This window comes from Mesorhizobium sp. KR1-2 (assembly GCF_040045035.1).
In the GTDB taxonomy this organism is placed as follows: Bacteria; Pseudomonadota; Alphaproteobacteria; order Rhizobiales; family Rhizobiaceae; genus Pseudaminobacter.
Genome location: NZ_JBDZDS010000006.1, coordinates 243183 through 263218 on the forward strand (window position 1 = coordinate 243183; position 20036 = coordinate 263218).

A 20036-nucleotide genomic window follows, 5' to 3' on the forward strand; every position below is an offset into this window, starting at 1 on the left:
CCTACTTGGCCGCCCGTCGGACGATCGAGTCCGGTCCGAGCAGAGCTTCGTCGAGGTCGATTTCGAGGATCCCCGTGAGGATCATGGCCACGATTGTGGGCATTGGCTTGCTTTCGCGAACGGACGAAAGGCACTCCGCGAGCGTCAACGTCCCCATCTCTTCCAAAGCAGCGAGAATCCGGATGCGGTCGCCCAGCGGCGCGTCACAGCCAGCGTAGCGAATGAGATCCTTCGCATTCTGGAGCCGGGGCCCTCTCCCGAACTCGGAGAGGGACACCGCCTGATAACGGTAGCCCTGTCGCTCGGCGACACCAGCGATCCAGGTGATGATCCTGGCATCTGCACGCCCGATATCTACAAGCAGCGCTTCGCTCTCGGTCTGGACAGCGAAATCGACGAAATGCTTGCGCGGCTTCCGGGCGCCGCTGTCGTTAGTGATCGGACGGGTGACGCTTCGCCAGGAAAGAACCGTGGGATCGAGATCGAGCAGACACGCGTAATCGCGCGCTTCCTGGGATCGATAGAGTGGTCGACCGACGCATTTCAGCGTCGCGAAAGGAAAGAAAGAGCGATAGTGCTGAAACTGGAAATCGCGGGCATCATCGCCTGCGGCATGAGCGGAGACAGTCTTCATGACGTTCCCTCCAACGAACAGCGATCTGGGCGGCTCCGGGTGCGGTCCCGGAATCCATCAGCGTATTCGGAAGGTGGGTGCGATGAAGTTGCTCATAGTCAGGAACATATACAGAACAAGGAGTGAGCGTCAACCAGCTCGACCGCGAATCTGCTGGCTGCTTTGTCGACCAACCTGGAGACTCTGCACGCTGCACAGCCGGTCAACTGCCTCAAAAGCCTGTTCCGGTCGAAAGAAAGGGGTTGTGTCCTAAGTCATCTTAAATTGTGACTTTATCCATATAGCGGCCTACGAAGCGTCAAGACGTCACAAATTATGGCCCGACCGCTCGTTCAATCCACTTGTCGCCGGCTAGCGTAGTCGCCGGAGAGACAGGCATGTTCGTCAGACATTTTAGTCGTCATCGTCTGGAAGTGGACCGGGGCGAGAGAAAAGTTGCTCGAGCGACTGCTTCTTCGGGACGAAGGTAATGTCATAGCTGCCATCGGTATCCAGGATCCTCTGGGCGCCTCGTGCTTTAGCTGCGTCCAGAACTTGACGGATGCGAGCCTCGGCTTCACGTCTCTGCCATTCCTTGTCACGCGTCATCTAAGACCTCTTTGGCCGACTTTCACACCAGCTTTCGCAGCTTACCGATCCGAACGGATCCTGCCTTCAAATTCGTCGATGAAAGGCTCCATACACACAGGATTTTCACGATGCCAAAAACTCTGCTCTTGATGGACACGGATATTGTCAGCCTCATGGGCCGCCGGAGACCGCCGGGTGGACTGCGCCCCTGGCTTCTGCGTGTTGGCATAGATCGTCTTGCACTTTGCTATCCAGTCATAACAGAACTGATGCGAGGAGCCCATCTCCAAGTGAAAGAGGATCCGGAGGGGGCGCCCCTCATCGCCGACTGGGTCAGCCAGATCCTGGCAATGAACTTCCCCTTTCCGCAGATGACGGCGAAAGTTGCGACCACCTACGCCGAGATGACATCAGTGCCGTGCCTGAGGCACATGTGGACCGTCCAGCGGGAGCAGAAGAGCAACCGCCTTGGGCATGACCTGATGATCGCGGCTGTCGCGATCACGCACCGGATACCAATCATCACAGCGAACGTCGAAGACTTCCTCCGTATCGATGAGCACTTCCCGCTTCCGGGTCTACACCATCCAATGAAGGCGCGATGGTTCGTGGATCCCGGCTTCGAGGTGCCGCTGCCATATTTCGATCCAAACGAGCCGGACCCGCACGAGAAGGCCCTGCCGAAGCTGGCGCAAGCTCCCATCCCCAATCTTCCGACATGACCGGTAATCCGCGAACGCTATCGATAAAATTTTATGGAATCCGTTTTCGTGACAGAAGGGAACAGCCTGCTAGACGACCTCGAAACAAGGAGACGGCGATGGCTGGGAAGCCGGGTGACGAACGGGGTGAAGACGCGGGAGCACTGACGAGGCGCATCCGTGCGTGCCGCAAATCCATCGCCAAGGCCCAGTTTGACATGATCTCGAATGTCGCTCGCATGCGCGCAATCATGAGCGACGACGATCTTCGCAGTTTCCTAGTCATCGAATGCGGCGTATCGCGCAAGGACCTGCAATCGATCTTCGCCTTCGATGAGGTTCTCGGGCCTTTCGAAGCTCTACTGCGCAAGCACTCAGTCCCGTTCCCGGTGGTGAAGGCGCTGATAGCAACGGATTCGAAGACCAGGCGAGCCGCTCTTGATACCCTCGCGGCCGGAAGTGACATTGATGTTTCGACAATTGCAACGCTGCGCCGCATGACCGTCCGCAGCAGGATCGGCGCGCGTGTCTTGGCCGAGCGGGCACGTCAGCGCGCGATGACCGCTGCCGCCTCGGCGCAGACATCGGTACGGGTCCAGACGCTCTCCGAGAATGTGGCGGCTCTTCTTCGTGACATCGATGACTTCGTGTATTGGTTCGTTCCGGAACCGTCGCACGATCCGGAGGATGACTACGTCGACCGATCCCCAAAGTGCAACTCCGCGGCCTTGGCCGTGAAAAAGCATGCCGCGGCCGTGCTACAGGAATTCCGAAGCATCTATGGAGAGGTCGAACTGCCGAAAGCAGGCCCCGGGTTCAAGGCCGGGACGCATCGGCAGAGGCTGGCGGCCGCCCAGGAATCCTTGAAGCGCTTCGCCGAGGGAAGATTTGCCTGGTATAGCGGCTTCAGTGGCTTCGGATTCGAGCCCGGCTATCTCTGGCGGACAGAACTTCAGGACGCGCTCGAGTACCTGCTGCCATGCGACCTCACTCCAGAGCCTGAACCCTTGGAAAAAAATGTCGGCACCGAGCCGCTGAAGTTCGTGGAAATCTGCGCGGGTGCCGGTGGCCAGGCAATTGGTCTGCTCGGTGCGGGCTTCAAGCCGGTCGCCCTCTACGACATGGATCTGAACGCCACCCGCACGCTGAGGCAAAACTGGAACTGGAACGTCCGCCGGAAGCGTCTGGAAAAGGTTTCGGACGACGAACTGCGGCGGTATCACGGCATCGATCTGCTGGCCGGAGGCGTCGAGTGCCGCGCCTTCTCGCGCGCAGGAAAGCAGCTTGGCCCGAAGGACAGCAGGAACCTGTTCGATGAGGCGGTCAGATACGTCGAGATCATCGAACCCCGCGCGTTTTTCTTCGAGAACGTCGAAGGATTCAAGGACAGCAAGTTCATCGAATACCGCGCGAGCGTGTACAGGCGGCTTGAAGAACTCGACTACTCCGTCGGCGAGCATGTCCTGAATGCCGAGGACTTCGGGCTAGCCCAGTCCCGCAGCAGGGTCGTGCTGGTCGGCATCCGCAAGAACGAACGTGGCCTATTCACTCCGCCGACGAGCTCTGCGGCTCGGACAACAATGGGCGAGGCCCTCGCGGATGTCCTGTTCCCTTATCGAGGCCAGGGAGACAGCGACTATGACAAGTGGGCAGAAACCTGGCTTGGGAGGCCATCCACGAACGAACCCTCCTACACAGTCTCATCGAATCTCTACAAGAACGACGGTATGACGAAGCAGCGTTGGAAAAAGATCGGCTTCGAAATCGACCCGAACCGGATCGGTGATGGGCCAGCTCCCCTTGGATCCATTAAGGATCCGAAGAGCCTGCCTTATCTGACGGTGGAAGTGGCCCGAGCGCTGCAAGGTTTCCCCAAGGCGTGGCGGTTCTCCGGCAAGCCGGATCGCCAGTTCTACCAGATCGGAAATGCATTCCCGCCTCAGATGTCGAAGGCGATTGGCCTTGCGATCGCACGCGCATTGGAAGCCCGGCAGCCGGGCTCGGTCGATGCGCCGCCGCTCGTTCCGTTCGACGAGTCCTTGATCGGCGTGCCACCGAAGAGAACGATCCGCCTGAACGCGATAACTGTTCAGTATGTAGACGATCTCGAAGAGACCTATGGGAAAAACTTCCCGGATCTCAAGCGCTTGAGAAGACAGGCAATCAAGGAACAGGGCGCCCACCAGCGGGAAATGAGGGAGATCCGCGAGTCCAGGACCGCTGGGCCCGAGACAGCTACCGTTCCTATCGGATTTTTAGATCCATCTGGCTCGTGAAATGGCGGCTGAGCGCGTCCTGGATCTCCCAGGACTCAGGCCGCTCCAGACGCTCGGCCAGTTTCCCATCGACATAGATCTCTCCGGCAACCTTCTTCTCGTTCCATGCGAAGCTGACCGACTGTTGTCCGGCAGCGTCCTCCACGGTCAGGGTCTGGAGATTTCCATCCGTCGAGAATTGGATCCCAGGGTCTTCCGCGCCGATCAGATCAATTAGGTCCGCATATGCCATTGCGGTTTCCGGCGACACGCGGTTTTCGACCTCGCCGTAGGGAATGACGCTACATTCCTTTATGTAGAGGCCGATCTGCTCGATGAACTTCGACATGTCGTCTCCGTGCAGGTACTCAAGCCGCTCGCTCTGCCTACAAATGAACCCCACCCATCCCGCATCGCCGAACGTAACCTCCTGGTGGATGTCCGCGGTCAACTGAACGTCTTCCCAAAGGGCCTGGTCCCTACCGGTCTCGGATTTGCCCGGAACATGAAGTTCGACGGGCAGCTTCCAGTCTCCCGGGCCCTTCCTCTTGAATACGAGGGTGAGGCTATCGCCGTCACGCTTGCCCCTCATGACGAGATTTCTATCCCTTAGTATATGCCCGTACCGTGCTTTCGCCTCGATCATGATATGCGTGTAGTAACCCATGGAATCCAACTCCTTGCCCAATGCGAGAAGGATTCAGGTCGGAGCGGCAAGTCACAAATCGGGTTGCATGGATTCGCTTTCCAAATATCCCAAATTGTTGACACAAGAACTTAAGAAGAACGTCGAAATATCTGATTTCACGTGATATTTTTCTATAGACTCTTCAGCAGAAGTGTGCCTTACTTTCTGCGCCCTTAGTCGCCGGAGGCACCGATGACGCAAATATCGATATCCGTGACAGGCCAGGCCTGAAGCCGAAGTCGGTAGGTGCCCTCGCGCACCCCGACGCCCCATGCTTCTGAACAGGGCTCGCAAAAAACTTCATTATTCTGAACAATACAGCCCTAGGCTGGCGGACAAGTTTTCGCTCGTCATTTAGGACCGGTCTTGTAGCTGGTGACCTTAGTGGAGCTCCACGATGTACGCAGTAGACAAAGCCATCCTCTTCCGCCTCCCGGCCGCGACCGCCGTCGCCATAGCCTGATCCGTCCCTGACATTTCCCATCTGATTTCACCCGGCATCCGCTGCCGGGAATGCACCCCCGTGTCCTGAAGAAAGTTTCCCTGATGCAGATGTCGACCGTATCCGCACGCGCCCCGCCCTGACCTGAGGACTGCCGCGCGTGCGGCCCCCAATGACTAGAAATGCCGCAACCTCGGACGTCCGGGGATCGACGGCGCACGTCCACATGTCACCAAGACGGAGACCGACATGAACACTGCAGCCAACCCCTCCAGCCTGCCCGGCCCCGCGCCCTTCACGAAGGGTGAAATCGAAATCCACCGCGACTTCGCACGGAAGTGCCTCCGTGCGAAGCAGTTCGAGGACCTTTCCTCTCGATATATGGCGATGAAGGCGGAATGCCATCGTCGCCGGCTGCGTGCGTGCAGCTTTCAGGAGTTCAGGAATGCAATCCGCCTCAGTCGCCTTGAAGCTGTCCGACGACGGAATCTGGTGAAAGCCTGGCCGTCTGCGACGGAGTATTATTTTGGCCCCCCCACCGCGAGCGCGCTCCTCCACGAGCACGGCAGCCTTTCTAGCCTCCGGCGCGGCCGGTGATCCAGGGAAACAGGACGAACATCATGGCCAAGACCATCGCACTGCGTACCCGCAAGCGGGGATCCGTTGATAAGAGCCTTCTTCAGTCGCTCCCCGCCGAATTGGAGGAGATCACCTTCGATCTCGAGCTCCTTCTGAAGGCGACAGGAATCTGGGGGGCGCTCTCGGACAGACATCGCCGCCACCTGAAGCGGCTGGCACCGAGCCTGGTCACCATCGCGGACGGAAAGACCCAGCGCATACGCGGCCGCGCCAGTAACTCCGTCGTCGCCAGGCGACGCTGAGACCACAGCCTCCCCATCCACACCAAGCATCATCGCCCCGGCGACACTGCGCTGGGGAAGGAGAACTGCGTCCAACGGAGACCAAAATGACTCGAGTACGACAGATCATCCGCTACATGAAGGAGCTGGAATCCGGCTACGATCGGACCTCCGCTGCGCTCCCCGCCGAAACCGTCTTTCTCAAGCCGGATCAGCCGCTCCTCTCGGGAAGGATGCGCCCTTTCGCGGTCGATCCCACCGATGACGGAGACTATTCGGACCTGGCAAGCGTGCCGTGGCTGTGGAAGCCGACGGAGGAACCGACACCTTCCCGCTGGTATCCGGCGCGCACGAAGGGGCACTCCCGCGGCACCATCACCAACCCCAAGACCAGGAAGGCGATCAGCTACGCCAGTACGTACGAGATGAACCTCGCGTACATGCTCTGCGCCACAAAACATGTGTCACTGGTCGAGGATCAGCCCGAGGCCATCATTGTCTCCCGGGATGACGGCGACCGGAAGCACACCGTGGATTACCGGGCGACGATGGCCGTCAGCGGCTACAAGGTCGTCGTCGCCGTCAGGCCCTCATGGCTCCTGGACAAGGACGACCTTCGACACACGGTCGAGCGCATCAACGGAGGATCCCTCAAAGGGTTCGCCGACGAGGCGATCATCATGACAGAGCGCGAAATCACCAATGATCGCGGCTGGAACTCCAAGAGCATTCTGCGCGCCCTGAAGGGCTCGGTCGGCGACGACAACGCACGGCTCGCAGACTACGCGGCGAAATTCCAGGGGATGGTGGCGATCCGGGCGCTCATCGACGTCTTCGATTGCGCGGCTGCCGCCTGGAACGCCGTCTGGTGCCTCGTCCACGACGAGATCCTTCTCCCGGCCCGGCCCGATCTCAAGCTCATCGACGCCCCGTACGTCCGCTTCAACCACAACGCACTCTGAAAGGACCAAACATGGAAACCAATCTGCATTCCGTTCTTGCGCTCCAGCACGGCGCTGTCCTGCCCGTCTTCCACCGCCTGCCGGAGAACGCCCGCGTCAGGGATCTCGGCATCGACTATTGCGTCCTGTACTGCGACCGGAACGGCGCCGCGCTTCAGCGCATGGACGAGACCGACGCCACAGTCACATTCAGCCAGGCCGAGATCGCCGAGCGGCTGAACCGTCCCGGCAACCCGATGACGGTCGAGAAGGACTACTACTCGACGACGAAGGCACGCGCCCGCCTCCGGGGAGCCGACAAGCTGAGTTCCCTCGGTCCGAGCGACCAAGAGGACGTCCTGCGGAAGGAGTTCTTCGTCCGGAAGTTCTTGGAACTTCAGGCCGACAACAGGGAGAGGCGGAGGCTTGCGCGCATGGACGGGCTGCCGCTGCCGCCTCCCGTGAGCCGATCCCGCGCCTCTCTTCTCAAGGTGATCCCGACCATTGCCGTCGCGTGGCGCGATTTGCAGATGAGAAGCGCAGCCAGTTCGACCTATAGGACGAAAGCCGCGCAGGGCTTCTTTGAACCCAAGCCGTCCACGGTCAAGAACTGGATTCAGAAGATGGAGGAGAACGAGTTCGATCCGGTCTTTCTGAAAAACCAGTACCGCTCGGAGCGCCCAGAATACTTCACGCCGGATGAGTTCGTTCACCTCAACAAGGCGATCGCGAGCGCGTGCTCCCAGACGGATCCCGATCTTGCAGAGATTCACCGCCAAATGGTCATTGCCATGGAAGCGGAGAACCGTCTGCGGGGATCGGACGACCAACTCCGAATCCCGTGCGAGAGCACACTGCGCAACCGATACCAGGATCTTCCGGAGATGCGGCGGGATCTGGGACGCGACGGCGAGAATTCGGCTAGGCGGAAGTGGCAGCCGGAGCACGGCGGCATCGATGTCGTTCGAGCGCTGGAACGCACCGAGTTCGACGACCATGAGACCGACCTTCAGAGCCTTCTGGCGAAGATCGGCGTTTGGAAGACGATGTCCAAGGCTGAGCGCGCGAAGGTGAAGCGGATCCGGCTCTGGATCTCGGGAGCGATTGATGTGGCGAGCAGAAGCTTCGTCGGCCTGCATGTCAGCGCCCAGGCGCCTTCGATGAAGTCGGCCATGACCATCCTGGAGATGGCGACACGCGACAAAACCGAGATGGCGCGCCGCCTCGGATGCAAGTCGCCGTGGATCCAGGGCGGCACCATGGAAGCCCTTGCTGTGGATAGCGCCGTCTACTTCGCCTTTCGTCCGTTCCGTGTCGCCGTAAATGACATGGGCACGGACCTCTTCCTGCCTCCGGCCGGAGAGGCCCCGTGGCGCGGCTTCATCGAACGCCTCTTCGGAACGTTCTCGCATCAGTTGTTCAACTACTTCGACGGCCGCACCTGGGGTTCGGTGGCGGCCAAGGGGGACTACGATTCCGAAGCGAACGCGGCCGCAGTCGCCGATCAGGTCGCCGAGTGCATCATCCGGTGGGCGGTGGACGGCTATCACAACGCTCCTCACACCGAGCTGAACGGTGCCACTCCGACGAACCGCTGGCTCGAACTCAGCCGTGACTACGGAGTGATGCCCGGCCCGTCGGGAGCGCTGCGCACCCACCTGTTCGGCACCTACATCAAGCGCGCCATCTCGAAGAAGGGCCTCCGCGTCGCTGGCCTACAGTTCCAGAGCAAGGAGTTGCAGAAAATCCGGCGCACGGTCGGCAAGACCCCCATCGTCGGCCGCGTGAACAACCACGACCTGGGAGCCGTCTCGGTCTGGACGGAGGAAGGCTGGGTCGAGGTACCTTGCGTACATCCGGAACTCCAGGGTGTGAGCATCTGGCAGTGGCTGGCTGCCACCGAACGACTGCGCCTATTCAACGCGGAGAACGCCAAGGCTTCCCGCGAGACGCTGATGGCGACTTTCGCCTGGCTCAAGCAGCAGGCCGAAATGGCGCGGCTGGAGGCCGGGCTCGTGAACCCTGTCCTGACCGACGAGGACTATCAGCGCTTCGAGCGGAAGATGGACCGCATGTTCGACCTCGTCGATAAGCCGTTCGAGGGAGAGATCCGGCCGGAAGGCGAGTGGCATCCGTCAAATGAGCTCTTCGCCGCCCTCAGCATCCAGCCTGTCGTCTACGCCAAGGCCAAGAAGTCCGCGAAGGCCATCCGGGAAGAGGCTGAGGCCGGAAGCCGCCCGCAGATCGGTCCCGCGCCGAAGCCGCAGCCGACACAGCAGAACGAGGCCCCTGAAGTCTCCGTCGTTCAGCGCATCAGCAATGACATCTTTGACAACGAGTAAGGAGTGGAATGATGACCCAGTTCAACCAGGAATTCGACACCAAGCGCAGCCGGGCCGCCATCGATCGCGTCCGTGGCCTAGTCGGTGAAAACCGTCTCGCCGTCGCCGACCGCTTGGCGAATCTATACAACGAGTACATCGCGCTCGACCGCGACAGACTGCTGCGGGACGCTTTGACGGCATCCGTCGCGAGCGTGACGACGCCCATCACGGGCAAGCCCGACAAGAGACGCATCGTTGCGGTATGCGGGCGTTCCGGCGCAGGAAAGACCACGGCCGTCGCAAAGCACATCGGAAGTCTCAATGCGATGCAGTCTTATGTCGATGAAGACGGCGTCGTGATTCATCCTGTGATCGTTGTGGATGGGCCCTCCCCCTGCACGCCGCGCCTCCTTGCCATCGCGGGTCTCGAGGCGCTCGGTCACACGCCGCCTGACAGGATCCGGGAAAATGAGGCCTGGCTGCTCTTCCGCCGCTTGCTGAAGGTCCACAAGGTGATGTGGGTCGTCATCGACGAAGCCCAGAACGCGATCGAGACCGCGTCTGTGCGAGAGGCGACTGTGATCGGAGACGCATTCAAATCTCTCACGCAGATGCGCGAATGGCCCGTGAGACTAATCCTGGTCGGAGTTCCGCCTCTCGCGAGCTTCCTTGCCCGCAAACAGCTCTACAATCGGCGAACCGTCGTTCCCTTCGACACGCTCGACGCCGACGGCAGCACCGACCTCATCCAGGACATCCTGGAGACGATCGTCATTCAGCATGCCGGGCTGGGGATCCAGATCGATCTGGAGGGAGACTTTCTGAAAAGGCTGATGCACGCATGCGATGCAGAATTCGGCTCCGTCGTCCAGATGATCCGAGCCGCGGTCGAGCTCGCGATCCTCGCTGGCAAGGACCACGTCACCCTCGACGACTTCGCCAAGACATACGCCTCGTTCTCCGGGTGCAGGCCGAGCAAGAACGTGTTCAAGGCCGACAATTGGGAGGAGCTCGAGCCTTCGACCGCGCTGCTTCGTGACGAGGACAGGGCCTGGGAGGAGGAGCGGTTCAAATCCAAGGGCAAGAACGCAACCAAATACGGAGTACGCCCCCAGTGAACAGGCTCGCGGAACTGCTTCCCTTCAACGCTGGCGAGACGATTGCCAGCTACTGCTCCCGCCTCGCAGCCGCGTGCGGCTATCGGCATGCACGCTCCTTCGGCTTCGACCTCGGTTTTCGCTTCCAGGGCCTAGCCGTTGGGGACGAGCCGGAGGTGGAGAAGTTCGCTTCCATCCTCGATGTACCCAGATCGTCGCTGTCTCCGGGCGTGGTCGCAACGGACGACCGCATGAACATCCTCGCATGTGAGAAGCTAACCCGTGCTCACATGGAGCGGCAGCGGCTCCGGTTCTGCCCGTTCTGCGTTCAGGATGACGAACGGGACAAGGGCGGGCGACGCGGCTTCCGCTCGTACGGTCGACTGTCATGGCTGGTGAAACCAATTCGGGCCTGCAGGCATCACGGCGCGCGACTGATCACCTCGGACCGCACGATGCACCCGATGTTTATCCATGATTTCGCAGCCAATCTGGCGGCGGAAGCGGATAGTTTCGACAACCTGCTGGCGGCGGCCGTACCGATGGAGCCCGATACACTTCAGCGTTATGTCGAGGCACGTCTTGGGGGCGCAGAGACCGGATCCACCTGGCTCGACACCATACCGCTTTATGTTGCGGTCCGCCTGTGCGAGACCGTCGGCGCATCGGAAAGGCATGGCATCCGGTTCCAGAGCGGCGCGCTGGATGAGCGCGAACGGTCGGCCTGTGCGGGTGCCGGGTTTGATCTGCTTCGCGATGGCGAGAATGACTTTCGTGACTGGCTCCAAAGCCGCCTCGTCCGGTTTCCGAGCAGTAAGGGCGATATGGGCGGTCGAGCACTTTTCGGCCGTCTGTATGAATGGCTTGCCCATGAGACATCGGATGAGGCTTTCGATCCTGTTCGCGACATCATGCGTGACGTGGCACTGAGCAACCTTCCGCTTGGTCCCGGTGACGATTTCTTCGGCCCCGTCACCGAGCGGAGACTTCATTCCGTGCAGTCGGCCTCGAAGGAATTCGGCGTGCATCCGAAGCGCCTTCGCAAGCTTTTGTCGAATAGCGGCCTGGTATCCGCGGAGGACAGTGCAAAAACCTTCGAGCGGATTCTTCTCGACGCGGCGACGATGGAGAGGTTTGCTGTCGAGGCTGGAAGCAGTCTCGACGTTCCCGAGGCGAAGGCATATCTCGGAGCCGGGCGGGTGCAGTTCGAGCAACTCGTGAAACATGGGTTCATCAAGCCGCATGGGGGAAACCGCTCCGCGAGTGACAAGGCAGTCGATCGAAGGTTCTCGCCGATCGACCTCGGTGAGTTTCTCGGCCGATTGCGTTCGGCAGTTACGGGCTCCGATGATAGCGGCCTGAGCAGCCTGCAAGAGGTCGTCCGGAAAGCTGGATGCACATTTGCGGAAGTTATCGGATTGATCCTTGGGGGCGAACTCCGAACGGTTGCCCTGTTCGCGGATTGCGTGGGCATTGCTGCAATCCGGCTTGACGTTGACGAAGTCAAAGAGAGAACCGCCGGTGAGGACCATAGGTGTGTCACATTGCGTCGACTGGAGAGACTGATTCCGGCATCGAACCGGATCATCAAGGCGCTTGTCGATGGCGGTCATATGCCGACAGTTCAGAGGCGAAATCCGGTCAAACGGAACATGCAGACCGTAGTCGAACCCGGTGCCTTCATTGCTTTCATGGAGGAGTTCGTGTCGCTGGGAAGTCTGGCAACGGGATGCGGAACCAGAACGTGGAGCTTGAAGCGCGAACTCGACGACGCAGGGATATCACCCGTGTTTATCGCAGCGGACATGCCGTTCTATCGACGCTCGGAGATCCTAGCCTACATGTTCTCTGAGTAGTTGTTCGCACTTGCGAGCCGGGTCTCTGACCCGGCTTTTCTTTTGGCCTGCTCCGATGGCCAGTTTTGACTTACGGATTGGCCATTCCTGGCTGCGTTTGAAGGATTCAGTCTCAGAAAAACAATGACTTACGTGTGAGTTGGCCAGCACTTGCTTGGTTTTCTCAGGTCAGCCTTCCGGCGACTTTAGTTGAATCCAAGGCCCGGGCGCGTCCCTCGCGCCCGGGCCTTGCTTTCCAGAGTTCTTGATCGCGGAGGCCTAGGTCCTATGAAGCCAACGGCCCGCATTGTCGTTCCCCGGCGGATTTTTCTCGACACCTGCGCGTTCCAGGTACTCGCGGACTGCGGCGGCTTCATCTTCGACGCAGATGAGTTCCCGCTTCCGTCTGATTTCCGACCGGGCAAGTGCCCTCAAGTCGTATCGCGACCGGACGCCCGGGAAGTACTCGAGCCCCTCAGGTGGATATTCCGGTTCGACGAACGGGCGCACTTCGACTGGATAGTGTCCCGCAAGTTGCTTGAGGAAGTCGACGCTGGCGGCGACAGGTATCGATCATCTTACGTCAGAGACATCGCAGATCATTCCTGGGCTTGTCTGAGCGACAATCCACCCACTGAGTACGCTGACGAAGTAGCCGCGTATATCGCAAGCCCGAAGTGCGGGTTCGTGAGCCAGAAGGACAAAGCGCTTCTGGTCGAGGCTGCCGCCGCCGGCTGCGACACCTTCCTGACGATTGAACACCGGCTGCCTAAAGTCGCCAACAGCTTGCTGAAGCAGGTGCCGCTCTTAATCGCGACCCCCCTATGGGCGATCCTTAAACCGCACGTTAGAGGCCTCTGAGGGTCGGGGGATCAAAGGACGCGGTGTGCCCAGCACAAGCCGATCAAGACGCTGTCTAAAGTTGCTAGCCGCTGGGTGCAGGTGTGATAGCGACGGCCTCACGCCCCTCGCCCAGTCACCAGCGAGGTCAGCTTTTTCACCCGCGTGGAAAAGCGGTGGCGGGCTTGTTCCTTGTCGGCGACTTCCTGCGTGGTCACCCAGTTGAGCTGGATGGCGCGGCGGCGGCCTGCGAACGGCTTGTGGCCATGCCAGGACGAATCCGACCGCAGGAAGATCAGCATGTTGCCCTCGATGGGCGGGATTTCCGCGGCATAGTCCTCGAGGTCTGTGCCGTTCCTCAGCAGCCGCAGCCGGCCGCCATCCGGGTCCCACGCCTCGTTCAGGTAGAGCAGCACGGTCACGATCTTGGTCTTGCTGTCGGTATGGATGCCGCCGTCCTTCTGACGGGTATAGCCGCGCACGGTGTACATGGTGGGCTTGCCCGTAAGGTCGATCCCGAACTTCCGCTCGACCGCGGAGCGGAAGCGGTCTCCGAGCAACTCGTCCATAACGGACTTGAAAGCGCCCTTGATTGCCAGCTCGCTCGGGGGATGAGAACCCGGCCCCGGAACGGCGGGAAAGTCCGCAATCACCTCCGAGAGCCGTTGGGCCTGCACGAATTTAGGTATGACGACGTGAGGAAACGGGTCGGTGTTTACCGGAGTGGCTTCAAGGGCAGGCAAGTCGAGATACGTCATGCGGGCATCTCCAATATTGGCCTATGCCTAACCTTGGGATGCGAAAAGACTTTTGTCCATTGTATTTGACGAACATTTCCCGTGATGCATGCTTCTGTCGCGGTTTGGAGACACTCCGTCGAACGGCGAGATCTTTCTCGTGCAGCATGACGGTAAAATCATGCTGGATGAAGGCAACACGTGAATGTCCGAAGGTCGGATATTAGGATGAAGGTTCCTGCTTTGAGTAAAGCTAGACGATGCTTGATCAGAAATAACGGCAACCAGGCATTTTTCGAGTTGCGGCGGCAGAACTCTACGCAGCCATCACCGCCACCGCCACGACCAGATACCTCGCCGTCTTGGCCACGGTCACCATCACGACGAAACTCCATAACGGTTCGCGCAGCACGCCCGCCACGAACGTCAGCGGGTCCCCGATGACGGGCATCCAGCTGAGCAGCAGCGACCAGCGCCCGTAGCGCTTGTACCAGCCGGTGGCGCGGTCGAGCATCCTTGGGCTTACCGGAAACCAGCGCTTGTCGCGATACACTTCCACGCGCCGGCCGATCAGCCAGTTCACCGTCGAGCCCAGAATGTTGCCCGCGCTTGCAACCAGCACCAGTGCGGCCGGCGAATAGTCGCCCATGACAATCAGGCCGGCGAGCGCGGCCTCCGATTGCGCGGGCAAGAGCGTCGCCGCCACGAAGGCGACCGCAAACAGTCCGGCATAGACGGCGAGATCACCCATCGCGGCGGTATTCCAGCATGACGTTGCCAGCGTGCCCTTTCGCTCCAGATTCCCTCAAAAGGCTTGCCCGGAGGTTTCGTTGGAAGAGGACCGCAAGGCGGTGATGGCGCAGGTCACCGGGCGCGTGCAAGGCGTATGCTTCCGCGCCTGGACGCTGCGCGAGGCGCAGGGACTGGGACTGACCGGCTGGGTCCGCAACGAGCCGGACGGGTCCGTCAGCGCGCTACTCGTGGGACCGGAGGGCGCGGTCGTCGCCATGCTCGGCCGGCTGTGGAAGGGACCGCCCGGCGCGCTGGTTCGCAAGGTCGAGTTCGAGGATGTCGACCCCAAGGCGGAGGCGACGCCTTTCCGCTTCACCATCGCAGGGTAAATGCAGACGATGCCGGCGGCGGGCGCGTGGCCGTATGGCCCGCACGCCAGCCGCGGACGAGGATTTACCCGGGAGTTGCCAGGATAGTCGTCAGCCCTGCAGATATCGGCCTTCCAGGCCGGTCGCCACGACCGAAACCTTGAACTTGCCTTCGAGATTGCGGTCGAAGATAGAGCCGACGATGATGTTGGCGTCGTCATCGACCTCCTCGCGGATGCGGGTTGCCGCCTCGTCCACCTCGAACAGCGTCATGTCCATGCCGCCGGAGATCGAGACCAGCACGCCCTTGGCGCCGCGCATGGATTCCTCGTCCAGCAGCGGGTTGGCGATGGCAGCTTCGGCAGCCGCCCTGGCACGCCCCTCGCCCGAGGCTTCGCCGGTTCCCATCATGGCGCGGCCCATGTCCTTCATCACCGTCTTCACGTCGGCGAAGTCGAGATTGATCAGGCCTTCCTTCACGATGAGATCGGTGATGCAGGAAACGCCGGCATAGAGCACGCGGTCGGCCGTAACGAAGGCGTCCGCCAACGTCGTCTTGGCGCTCGCCACACGGAACAGGTTCTGGTTGGGGATGACGATGACGGTGTCCGCGCACTGGCGCAGAAGCTCGATGCCGCGCTCGGCAACCTGCATGCGCCGCCGGCCTTCGAAGTCGAACGGTTTTGTCACGACGGCAACCGTCAGCATGCCGGCCTCGCGCGCCGCGCGCGCCACCACGGGCGCAGCACCCGTGCCGGTTCCGCCGCCCATGCCGGCCGTGACGAAGCACATATGCGTGCCCGACAGGTGATCCATGATCTCGTCGATCGATTCCTCGGCCGCCGCGCAGCCGATCTCCGGCAGCGAGCCGGCGCCTAGGCCTTCGGTGACGTGAGCGCCGAGTTGGATCAGACGCGGCGCCTTCGACATGGTCAGCGCCTGCGCGTCGGTATTGGCGACGATGAATTCCGTGCCCTGCAGACCTTCCGAGATCATGTTGTTGACGGCATTTCCGCCCCCGCCGCCGACGCCGATAACGGTCAGGCGCGGCCTCATTTCGGAGATTTCGGTTTTCTTGGGCGTGGTCATCGCTACGTAGTCATCCCTGGCTATGGCGACAGCCCTGGACAGCCAAGCCGCCTCCGGCCATTCGAAGAAGGCCGTGAAACGAAGCGCTCAGCCGGAGAATCAGGCCATCGAATCGGTGGCCCAAGGGATCAGAGTGCGTACCGCGTAGCAAGTGCGCGCGATCCTCAATCCACTCACGACCATGCAACAATTGACGGCTTTACCGCCCCGGCAGTGGCCTACGACAAAGGGCCCGGCTTCCAACCGGGCCCTTCGGCATCGCGGCAAGGACCGCCTCAGTTGCTGATACTGCCGTGTGGGATGCCGTACATCAGCCGTTCGAAGCCGTCGCCCGAGACATGCACGAGCGTGCGATGGTCGCCGCCTTCGAAATAGATGTCGCCGTGGCGTTCCAGCTTGTCATCGACCAGGCAAGCGATCCGATAGGGAGCGCCGAAGATCGGCACCGCACCGGTCTCGCAGTCGGGGAACAGCATGCTGGCTTCTTCCTCGGTGGCGAGTTCCACATTCTCGCCCACGAGCTTGCGAACGTTGTCGAGGTTCACATGGCTCGAGGCCGGGACCACGGCCAGCAGATAGCTGCCGTTCCATCTCAGTACCACGCCCTTGGCGAGCGCGCCGCCTGGCACATGGCTCGCGTGGGCGGTCATCGCCGACGAGCCGGTCTTGCCATGCCGCGCCACGTCATAGGCGACATGGTTGTCTTCCAGATATTCCTGCATCGTCAGCGCAATGCCCATGTCCGTCTCCTTTCGCGTCTGCCGCGACCGGCGCGAAGAACGGACGGCGAGGAAACTTTCGAACAGCGAGCCGTGGCAGAAATCCGTTCCGCACCCGCGGGCCGGCACCTCGCCAGGCCGCCGGCTGGTCGCATGGCCTGTCCTCAGGGCAGGCCGATCAATTCCTGAAGATACACCCCTGTGCGATTTCCGACCAGATGAATGAAGCCCGCGGCTACTGGGGAGCGATAGCCAGGGATGCGGTCACGGCCACTTCATGCAGCCGGGCGCGCTCATCAAGAAATCGTGACGGGGTGAGGTCGCGCGCCGCCATCTCGAGGCTTCATTTTCGATGCGCAAAAGTCCATCTTCGCCGGCCGCTGCCGGGCCGCCCCGGCCGGCCATTGCAGACAACGATGTTTTGAGCCCCGCATGAACAAGAGAGCCAAGGACAAAGCGGCCCCAACGGACTGCGACGACGCCTACCCCTACAAGCCCTTTCTGGAGGCCATGCGGCCTTTGACCGGCAAGTGGAAGATCGAGATCATGTGGGCGCTGGCCCAGCGCACCCATCGCTTCGGCGAACTGCGCCGGGCACTGCCCGGCATCACCCAGCACATGCTGACGGTGCAGTTGCGAGAACTGGAAGCGGACGGGCTGGTCAAGCGCACCGCCTATGACGAAAACCCGCCGCGCGTGGAGTATGAGATCACAGAGGCGGCTTACGGCCTGCGGCCGGTGTTCCAGGCCTTCATCGCCTGGTCGAAGCAGTACGGACCGATCTCGCACAAGCTCAAGGCCGAGCTGGAAAAGAAAGGGGCAGGCGATCCCCTGCCCCTGGCACCGTAATCAGTTTCTAGCCGCCGAACTTGCCTGTGCGCGGAAAACCCTTGGGCACCATGCGGCCGGCGGCGGCACGGTTGCCGATCCACTCGATCAGTTCCTCGCGGCTGCGCACGAAGGTACGCTCGGCAGAATCCTGCCAGGTCAGCCCGTCGGCCATGGCGAACAGCTTGATGTCGAGCACGCCGCCGTCCTTGTAGCGCTGCAGGCGCACGCCCTTGCCACGCGTCATTTCCGGAATTTCGGAAAGCGGGAAGACCAGCAGCTTGCGGTTATCGCCGACGATCGCGACATGGTCGCCCTTCACAGGCAGGCAAAGCTTGGCCTCGTCCGGCAGCTTGACGTTCATCACCTGCTTGCCTTTGCGGGTGTTGGCAACGACGTCCTGCTCCGGCACCACGAAACCGTTGCCGTCGCTCGAGACCAGCAGCAGCTTGCGCGCCGGGTCATGCACGAAGGCGGTGACGATGTCCTGATCGTTCTCCATATCGACGATGATGCGGATCGGCTCGCCATGACCGCGGCCGCCCGGCAGCCTGTCGGCGCCGATTGTGTAGAACTTGCCTCCCGTGGTGAAGACCAGGATCTTGTCGGTGGTCTGCGCATGGAAGGCGAGCTTCAGCCCATCGCCTTCCTTGAAGCTGAACAGCGAATGGTCGTTGAGGTGGCCCTTCATCGCCCGCAGCCAGCCCTTCTCGGAGATGACGACGGTGACCGGCTCCTTCTCGATCATGGCGTTCTGGATGTCACTCAGATCGTGATCGGGGGCGTCGGCGAAGGTGGTGCGGCGCTTGCCGACGTCCGGGCTTTCCTCGGGGCCGAAATCGCGGCGTACCTTGTGGACCTGCCAGGCGATCGTCTTCCACTGCTTCTCGTCGGAAGCCAGCAGGCGCTCGATCTCGTCCTTCTCGGAACTGAGCGCGTCGTGCTCCTTGCGGATCTCGAGCTCTTCCAGCTTGCGCAATGCGCGCAGCCGCATGTTGAGGATCGCCTCGGCCTGCGTGTCGGTGAGCGCCCAGCGGGCCATCATCACCTGCTTGGGCTCATCCTCCTCACGGATGATGCGGATCACCTCGTCGAGGTTGAGATAGGCGATGAGGTAGCCGGCGAGGATTTCGAGCCGGCGCTCGATCTCGGCCAGCCTGTGCTTGGAGCGGCGGACCAGAACCTCCTTGCGGTGCTCCAGCCACTCCTGCAGCACGGATTTCAGCGACAGGACGTTGGGCACCTTGCCGCGCGACAGCACGTTCATGTTGAGCGGGAAGCGGCTTTCGAGCTCGGTGAGCTTGAACAGCGATTCCATCAGCAGGCCCGGATCGACGGTGCGGCTCTTGGGCACCAGCACGAGGCGGATGTCTTCGGCGCTCTCGTCGCGGATGTCTTCGAGCAGCGGCAGCTTGCGGGCCACGAGAAGCTCGGCGATCTTCTCGATCAGGCGTGCCTTCTGAACCTGATAGGGAATCTCGGTGACGACGATGTTCCAGGTGCCGCGGCCCTGGTCCTCGACCGAATAGCGGGCGCGGACGCGGAATGAGCCCCTGCCCGTCTCATAGGCCTCGAGGATCGAGGCGCGGCTGTCGATGATGATGCCGCCGGTCGGGAAGTCCGGCCCCTGCACCAGCCCGTCGCTCGGCTCCTTGCTGACGAGATCGTCGACAGTGGCGTCGGGATGCTCGATCAGATGCAGCGCGGCGGTGCAGAGCTCGGCGGCATTGTGTGGCGGAATGGAGGTTGCCATGCCGACCGCGATGCCCGAGGAACCGTTGGCGAGCAGGTTCGGGAAGGCGCCGGGCAGAACCACCGGCTCCTCGTCTTCCTCGTTGTAGGTCGGCCGGTAGTCGACCGCGTCCTCGGTGATGCCCTCCAGCAGCGCCACCGACACCTCGGTCATACGCGCTTCGGTGTAGCGCATGGCGGCCGCGTTATCGCCGTCGATGTTGCCGAAGTTGCCCTGCCCGTCGACCAGCGGATAGCGGACGGCGAAGTCCTGCGCCAAACGCACCAGCGCGTCGTAGATCGACTGGTCGCCATGGGGATGGAACTTACCCATCACCTCGCCGACGATGCGGGCGCACTTGGCAAAGCCCTGGTCGGGGTTGAGGCGCAGAAGCCGCATGGCGTGCATGATGCGCCGGTGCACGGGTTTGAGCCCGTCGCGCACGTCCGGCAGCGCGCGGTGCATGATGGTCGACAGCGCATAGGCAAGATAGCGCTCTTCCAGCGCCTTCTTCAGATCGACCGGTTCAATGTGATCGCCATCGCCGGAACCCGGCGGCAAGAGCCCTTTTCCCATGATTTTCGGTTATCCGACCGGCCGATTCGCGACAAGAGGGCGAATTGTAGCAAAAGTGTAAGATTAAT

19 protein-coding genes are annotated in these 20036 nt (G+C 61.3%); 11 read left to right on the plus strand and 8 right to left on the minus strand.

Translation table 11 applies throughout. The annotated features are described in order from the left end of the window. Position 1: 1 nt before the first annotated feature. Together ABLE85_RS14520 and ABLE85_RS14525 are read right to left on the minus strand one after the other, a co-directional pair. Positions 2-634: a hypothetical protein gene (locus tag ABLE85_RS14520; RefSeq protein WP_348793438.1), complete on the minus strand. Its 633-nt coding sequence runs from the start codon at positions 632-634 to the stop codon at positions 2-4. Positions 635-1027: 393 nt separating this feature from the next. Further along, positions 1028-1222: a hypothetical protein gene (locus tag ABLE85_RS14525; protein ID WP_348793439.1), complete on the minus strand. Its 195-nt coding sequence runs from the start codon at positions 1220-1222 to the stop codon at positions 1028-1030. A gap of 272 nt (positions 1223-1494) precedes the next feature. Here ABLE85_RS14525 and ABLE85_RS14530 point away from each other — a divergent pair, with 272 nt between their 5' ends. Next, positions 1495-1926, plus strand: coding sequence for a type II toxin-antitoxin system VapC family toxin (locus ABLE85_RS14530; protein WP_348793440.1), 432 nt, complete (start codon positions 1495-1497; stop codon positions 1924-1926). A 98-nt stretch (positions 1927-2024) separates the two neighbouring features. Further along, on the plus strand, positions 2025-4181 hold the full coding sequence (gene dcm, locus ABLE85_RS14535) for a DNA (cytosine-5-)-methyltransferase (protein WP_348793441.1): 2157 nt from the start codon (positions 2025-2027) through the stop codon (positions 4179-4181). Here dcm and ABLE85_RS14540 read toward each other — a convergent pair. After that, positions 4150-4827 (minus strand): hypothetical protein, encoded by a 678-nt coding sequence (locus ABLE85_RS14540; RefSeq protein WP_348793442.1) that lies wholly within the window; start codon positions 4825-4827, stop codon positions 4150-4152. The two genes, dcm and ABLE85_RS14540, sit on opposite strands and share 32 nt — an antisense overlap. Positions 4828-5539: 712 nt before the next feature. Here ABLE85_RS14540 and ABLE85_RS14545 point away from each other — a divergent pair. The 7 genes from ABLE85_RS14545 to ABLE85_RS14575 all read left to right on the plus strand — a co-directional run bounded on the left by ABLE85_RS14545 (position 5540) and on the right by ABLE85_RS14575 (position 13208). Next, complete coding sequence (locus ABLE85_RS14545) at positions 5540-5887, plus strand: hypothetical protein (RefSeq protein ID WP_348793443.1); 348 nt, start codon at positions 5540-5542, stop codon at positions 5885-5887. Positions 5888-5910: 23 nt separating this feature from the next. Continuing rightward, positions 5911-6171: a hypothetical protein gene (locus tag ABLE85_RS14550; RefSeq protein ID WP_348793444.1), complete on the plus strand. Its 261-nt coding sequence runs from the start codon at positions 5911-5913 to the stop codon at positions 6169-6171. 86 nt (positions 6172-6257) lie between these two features. Then, positions 6258-7112 (plus strand): hypothetical protein, encoded by an 855-nt coding sequence (locus ABLE85_RS14555; RefSeq protein ID WP_348793445.1) that lies wholly within the window; start codon positions 6258-6260, stop codon positions 7110-7112. Positions 7113-7273: 161 nt separating this feature from the next. Next, positions 7274-9433, plus strand: coding sequence for a hypothetical protein (locus ABLE85_RS14560; RefSeq protein WP_348793446.1), 2160 nt, complete (start codon positions 7274-7276; stop codon positions 9431-9433). A gap of 11 nt (positions 9434-9444) precedes the next feature. Then, complete coding sequence (locus ABLE85_RS14565) at positions 9445-10533, plus strand: ATP-binding protein (protein ID WP_348793447.1); 1089 nt, start codon at positions 9445-9447, stop codon at positions 10531-10533. Continuing rightward, positions 10530-12368 carry a TniQ family protein gene (locus tag ABLE85_RS14570; RefSeq protein WP_348793448.1) on the plus strand — a complete coding sequence of 613 codons (1839 nt, stop codon included), beginning with the start codon at positions 10530-10532 and terminating at the stop codon, positions 12366-12368. Before ABLE85_RS14565 ends, ABLE85_RS14570 begins: the two co-directional genes overlap by 4 nt. 267 nt (positions 12369-12635) lie before the next feature. After that, positions 12636-13208, plus strand: coding sequence for a hypothetical protein (locus ABLE85_RS14575; RefSeq protein ID WP_348793449.1), 573 nt, complete (start codon positions 12636-12638; stop codon positions 13206-13208). Positions 13209-13306: 98 nt separating this feature from the next. On the opposite strand, the gene ABLE85_RS14580 is transcribed toward ABLE85_RS14575, so the two are convergent. Together ABLE85_RS14580 and ABLE85_RS14585 are read right to left on the minus strand one after the other, a co-directional pair. Beyond that, positions 13307-13945, minus strand: a complete 639-nt coding sequence (locus tag ABLE85_RS14580; RefSeq protein WP_348793450.1) for a 2OG-Fe(II) oxygenase — start codon at positions 13943-13945, stop codon at positions 13307-13309. Positions 13946-14240: 295 nt separating this feature from the next. Then, the gene (locus tag ABLE85_RS14585) at positions 14241-14675 is read right to left on the minus strand and encodes a YqaA family protein (protein WP_348793451.1); all 435 of its coding nucleotides are present in this window, start codon (positions 14673-14675) and stop codon (positions 14241-14243) included. 79 nt (positions 14676-14754) lie between these two features. Here ABLE85_RS14585 and ABLE85_RS14590 point away from each other — a divergent pair, with 79 nt between their 5' ends. Next, positions 14755-15045, plus strand: a complete 291-nt coding sequence (locus ABLE85_RS14590) for an acylphosphatase (protein ID WP_348793452.1) — start codon at positions 14755-14757, stop codon at positions 15043-15045. Positions 15046-15135: 90 nt separating this feature from the next. Here ABLE85_RS14590 and ftsZ read toward each other — a convergent pair whose 3' ends face one another. Together ftsZ and ABLE85_RS14600 are read right to left on the minus strand one after the other, a co-directional pair. Continuing rightward, positions 15136-16113, minus strand: a complete 978-nt coding sequence (gene ftsZ, locus ABLE85_RS14595) for a cell division protein FtsZ (RefSeq protein ID WP_348793453.1) — start codon at positions 16111-16113, stop codon at positions 15136-15138. Positions 16114-16388: 275 nt separating this feature from the next. Continuing rightward, positions 16389-16853 carry a YbaK/EbsC family protein gene (locus ABLE85_RS14600; RefSeq protein WP_348793454.1) on the minus strand — a complete coding sequence of 155 codons (465 nt, stop codon included), beginning with the start codon at positions 16851-16853 and terminating at the stop codon, positions 16389-16391. Positions 16854-17342: 489 nt separating this feature from the next. On the opposite strand from ABLE85_RS14600, the gene ABLE85_RS14605 reads away from it, so the two are divergent. Further along, entirely contained in the window at positions 17343-17681 is a 339-nt protein-coding gene (locus ABLE85_RS14605) for a helix-turn-helix domain-containing protein (RefSeq protein ID WP_348793514.1), read from the plus strand. A gap of 7 nt (positions 17682-17688) precedes the next feature. Here ABLE85_RS14605 and parC read toward each other — a convergent pair whose 3' ends face one another. Beyond that, positions 17689-19968, minus strand: a complete 2280-nt coding sequence (gene parC / locus ABLE85_RS14610) for a DNA topoisomerase IV subunit A (protein WP_348793455.1) — start codon at positions 19966-19968, stop codon at positions 17689-17691. Positions 19969-20036 lie beyond the last annotated feature (68 nt).

What these genes read in the sequence shown, in the direction of transcription:
- ABLE85_RS14520 (WP_348793438.1), bottom strand. Translation starts at nt 634, where the DNA reads ATGAAGACTGTCTCCGCTCATGCCGCAGGCGATGATGCCCGCGATTTC.
- ABLE85_RS14525 (WP_348793439.1), bottom strand. Translation starts at nt 1,222, where the DNA reads ATGACGCGTGACAAGGAATGGCAGAGACGTGAAGCCGAGGCTCGCATC.
- dcm (WP_348793441.1), top strand. Translation starts at nt 2,025, where the DNA reads ATGGCTGGGAAGCCGGGTGACGAACGGGGTGAAGACGCGGGAGCACTG.
- ABLE85_RS14540 (WP_348793442.1), bottom strand. Translation starts at nt 4,827, where the DNA reads ATGGGTTACTACACGCATATCATGATCGAGGCGAAAGCACGGTACGGG.
- ABLE85_RS14545 (WP_348793443.1), top strand. Translation starts at nt 5,540, where the DNA reads ATGAACACTGCAGCCAACCCCTCCAGCCTGCCCGGCCCCGCGCCCTTC.
- ABLE85_RS14550 (WP_348793444.1), top strand. Translation starts at nt 5,911, where the DNA reads ATGGCCAAGACCATCGCACTGCGTACCCGCAAGCGGGGATCCGTTGAT.
- ABLE85_RS14555 (WP_348793445.1), top strand. Translation starts at nt 6,258, where the DNA reads ATGACTCGAGTACGACAGATCATCCGCTACATGAAGGAGCTGGAATCC.
- ABLE85_RS14560 (WP_348793446.1), top strand. Translation starts at nt 7,274, where the DNA reads ATGGACGAGACCGACGCCACAGTCACATTCAGCCAGGCCGAGATCGCC.
- ABLE85_RS14565 (WP_348793447.1), top strand. Translation starts at nt 9,445, where the DNA reads ATGACCCAGTTCAACCAGGAATTCGACACCAAGCGCAGCCGGGCCGCC.
- ABLE85_RS14575 (WP_348793449.1), top strand. Translation starts at nt 12,636, where the DNA reads ATGAAGCCAACGGCCCGCATTGTCGTTCCCCGGCGGATTTTTCTCGAC.
- ABLE85_RS14580 (WP_348793450.1), bottom strand. Translation starts at nt 13,945, where the DNA reads ATGACGTATCTCGACTTGCCTGCCCTTGAAGCCACTCCGGTAAACACC.
- ABLE85_RS14585 (WP_348793451.1), bottom strand. Translation starts at nt 14,675, where the DNA reads ATGGGTGATCTCGCCGTCTATGCCGGACTGTTTGCGGTCGCCTTCGTG.
- ftsZ (WP_348793453.1), bottom strand. Translation starts at nt 16,113, where the DNA reads ATGACCACGCCCAAGAAAACCGAAATCTCCGAAATGAGGCCGCGCCTG.
- ABLE85_RS14600 (WP_348793454.1), bottom strand. Translation starts at nt 16,853, where the DNA reads ATGGGCATTGCGCTGACGATGCAGGAATATCTGGAAGACAACCATGTC.
- ABLE85_RS14605 (WP_348793514.1), top strand. Translation starts at nt 17,343, where the DNA reads ATGCGGCCTTTGACCGGCAAGTGGAAGATCGAGATCATGTGGGCGCTG.
- parC (WP_348793455.1), bottom strand. Translation starts at nt 19,968, where the DNA reads ATGGGAAAAGGGCTCTTGCCGCCGGGTTCCGGCGATGGCGATCACATT.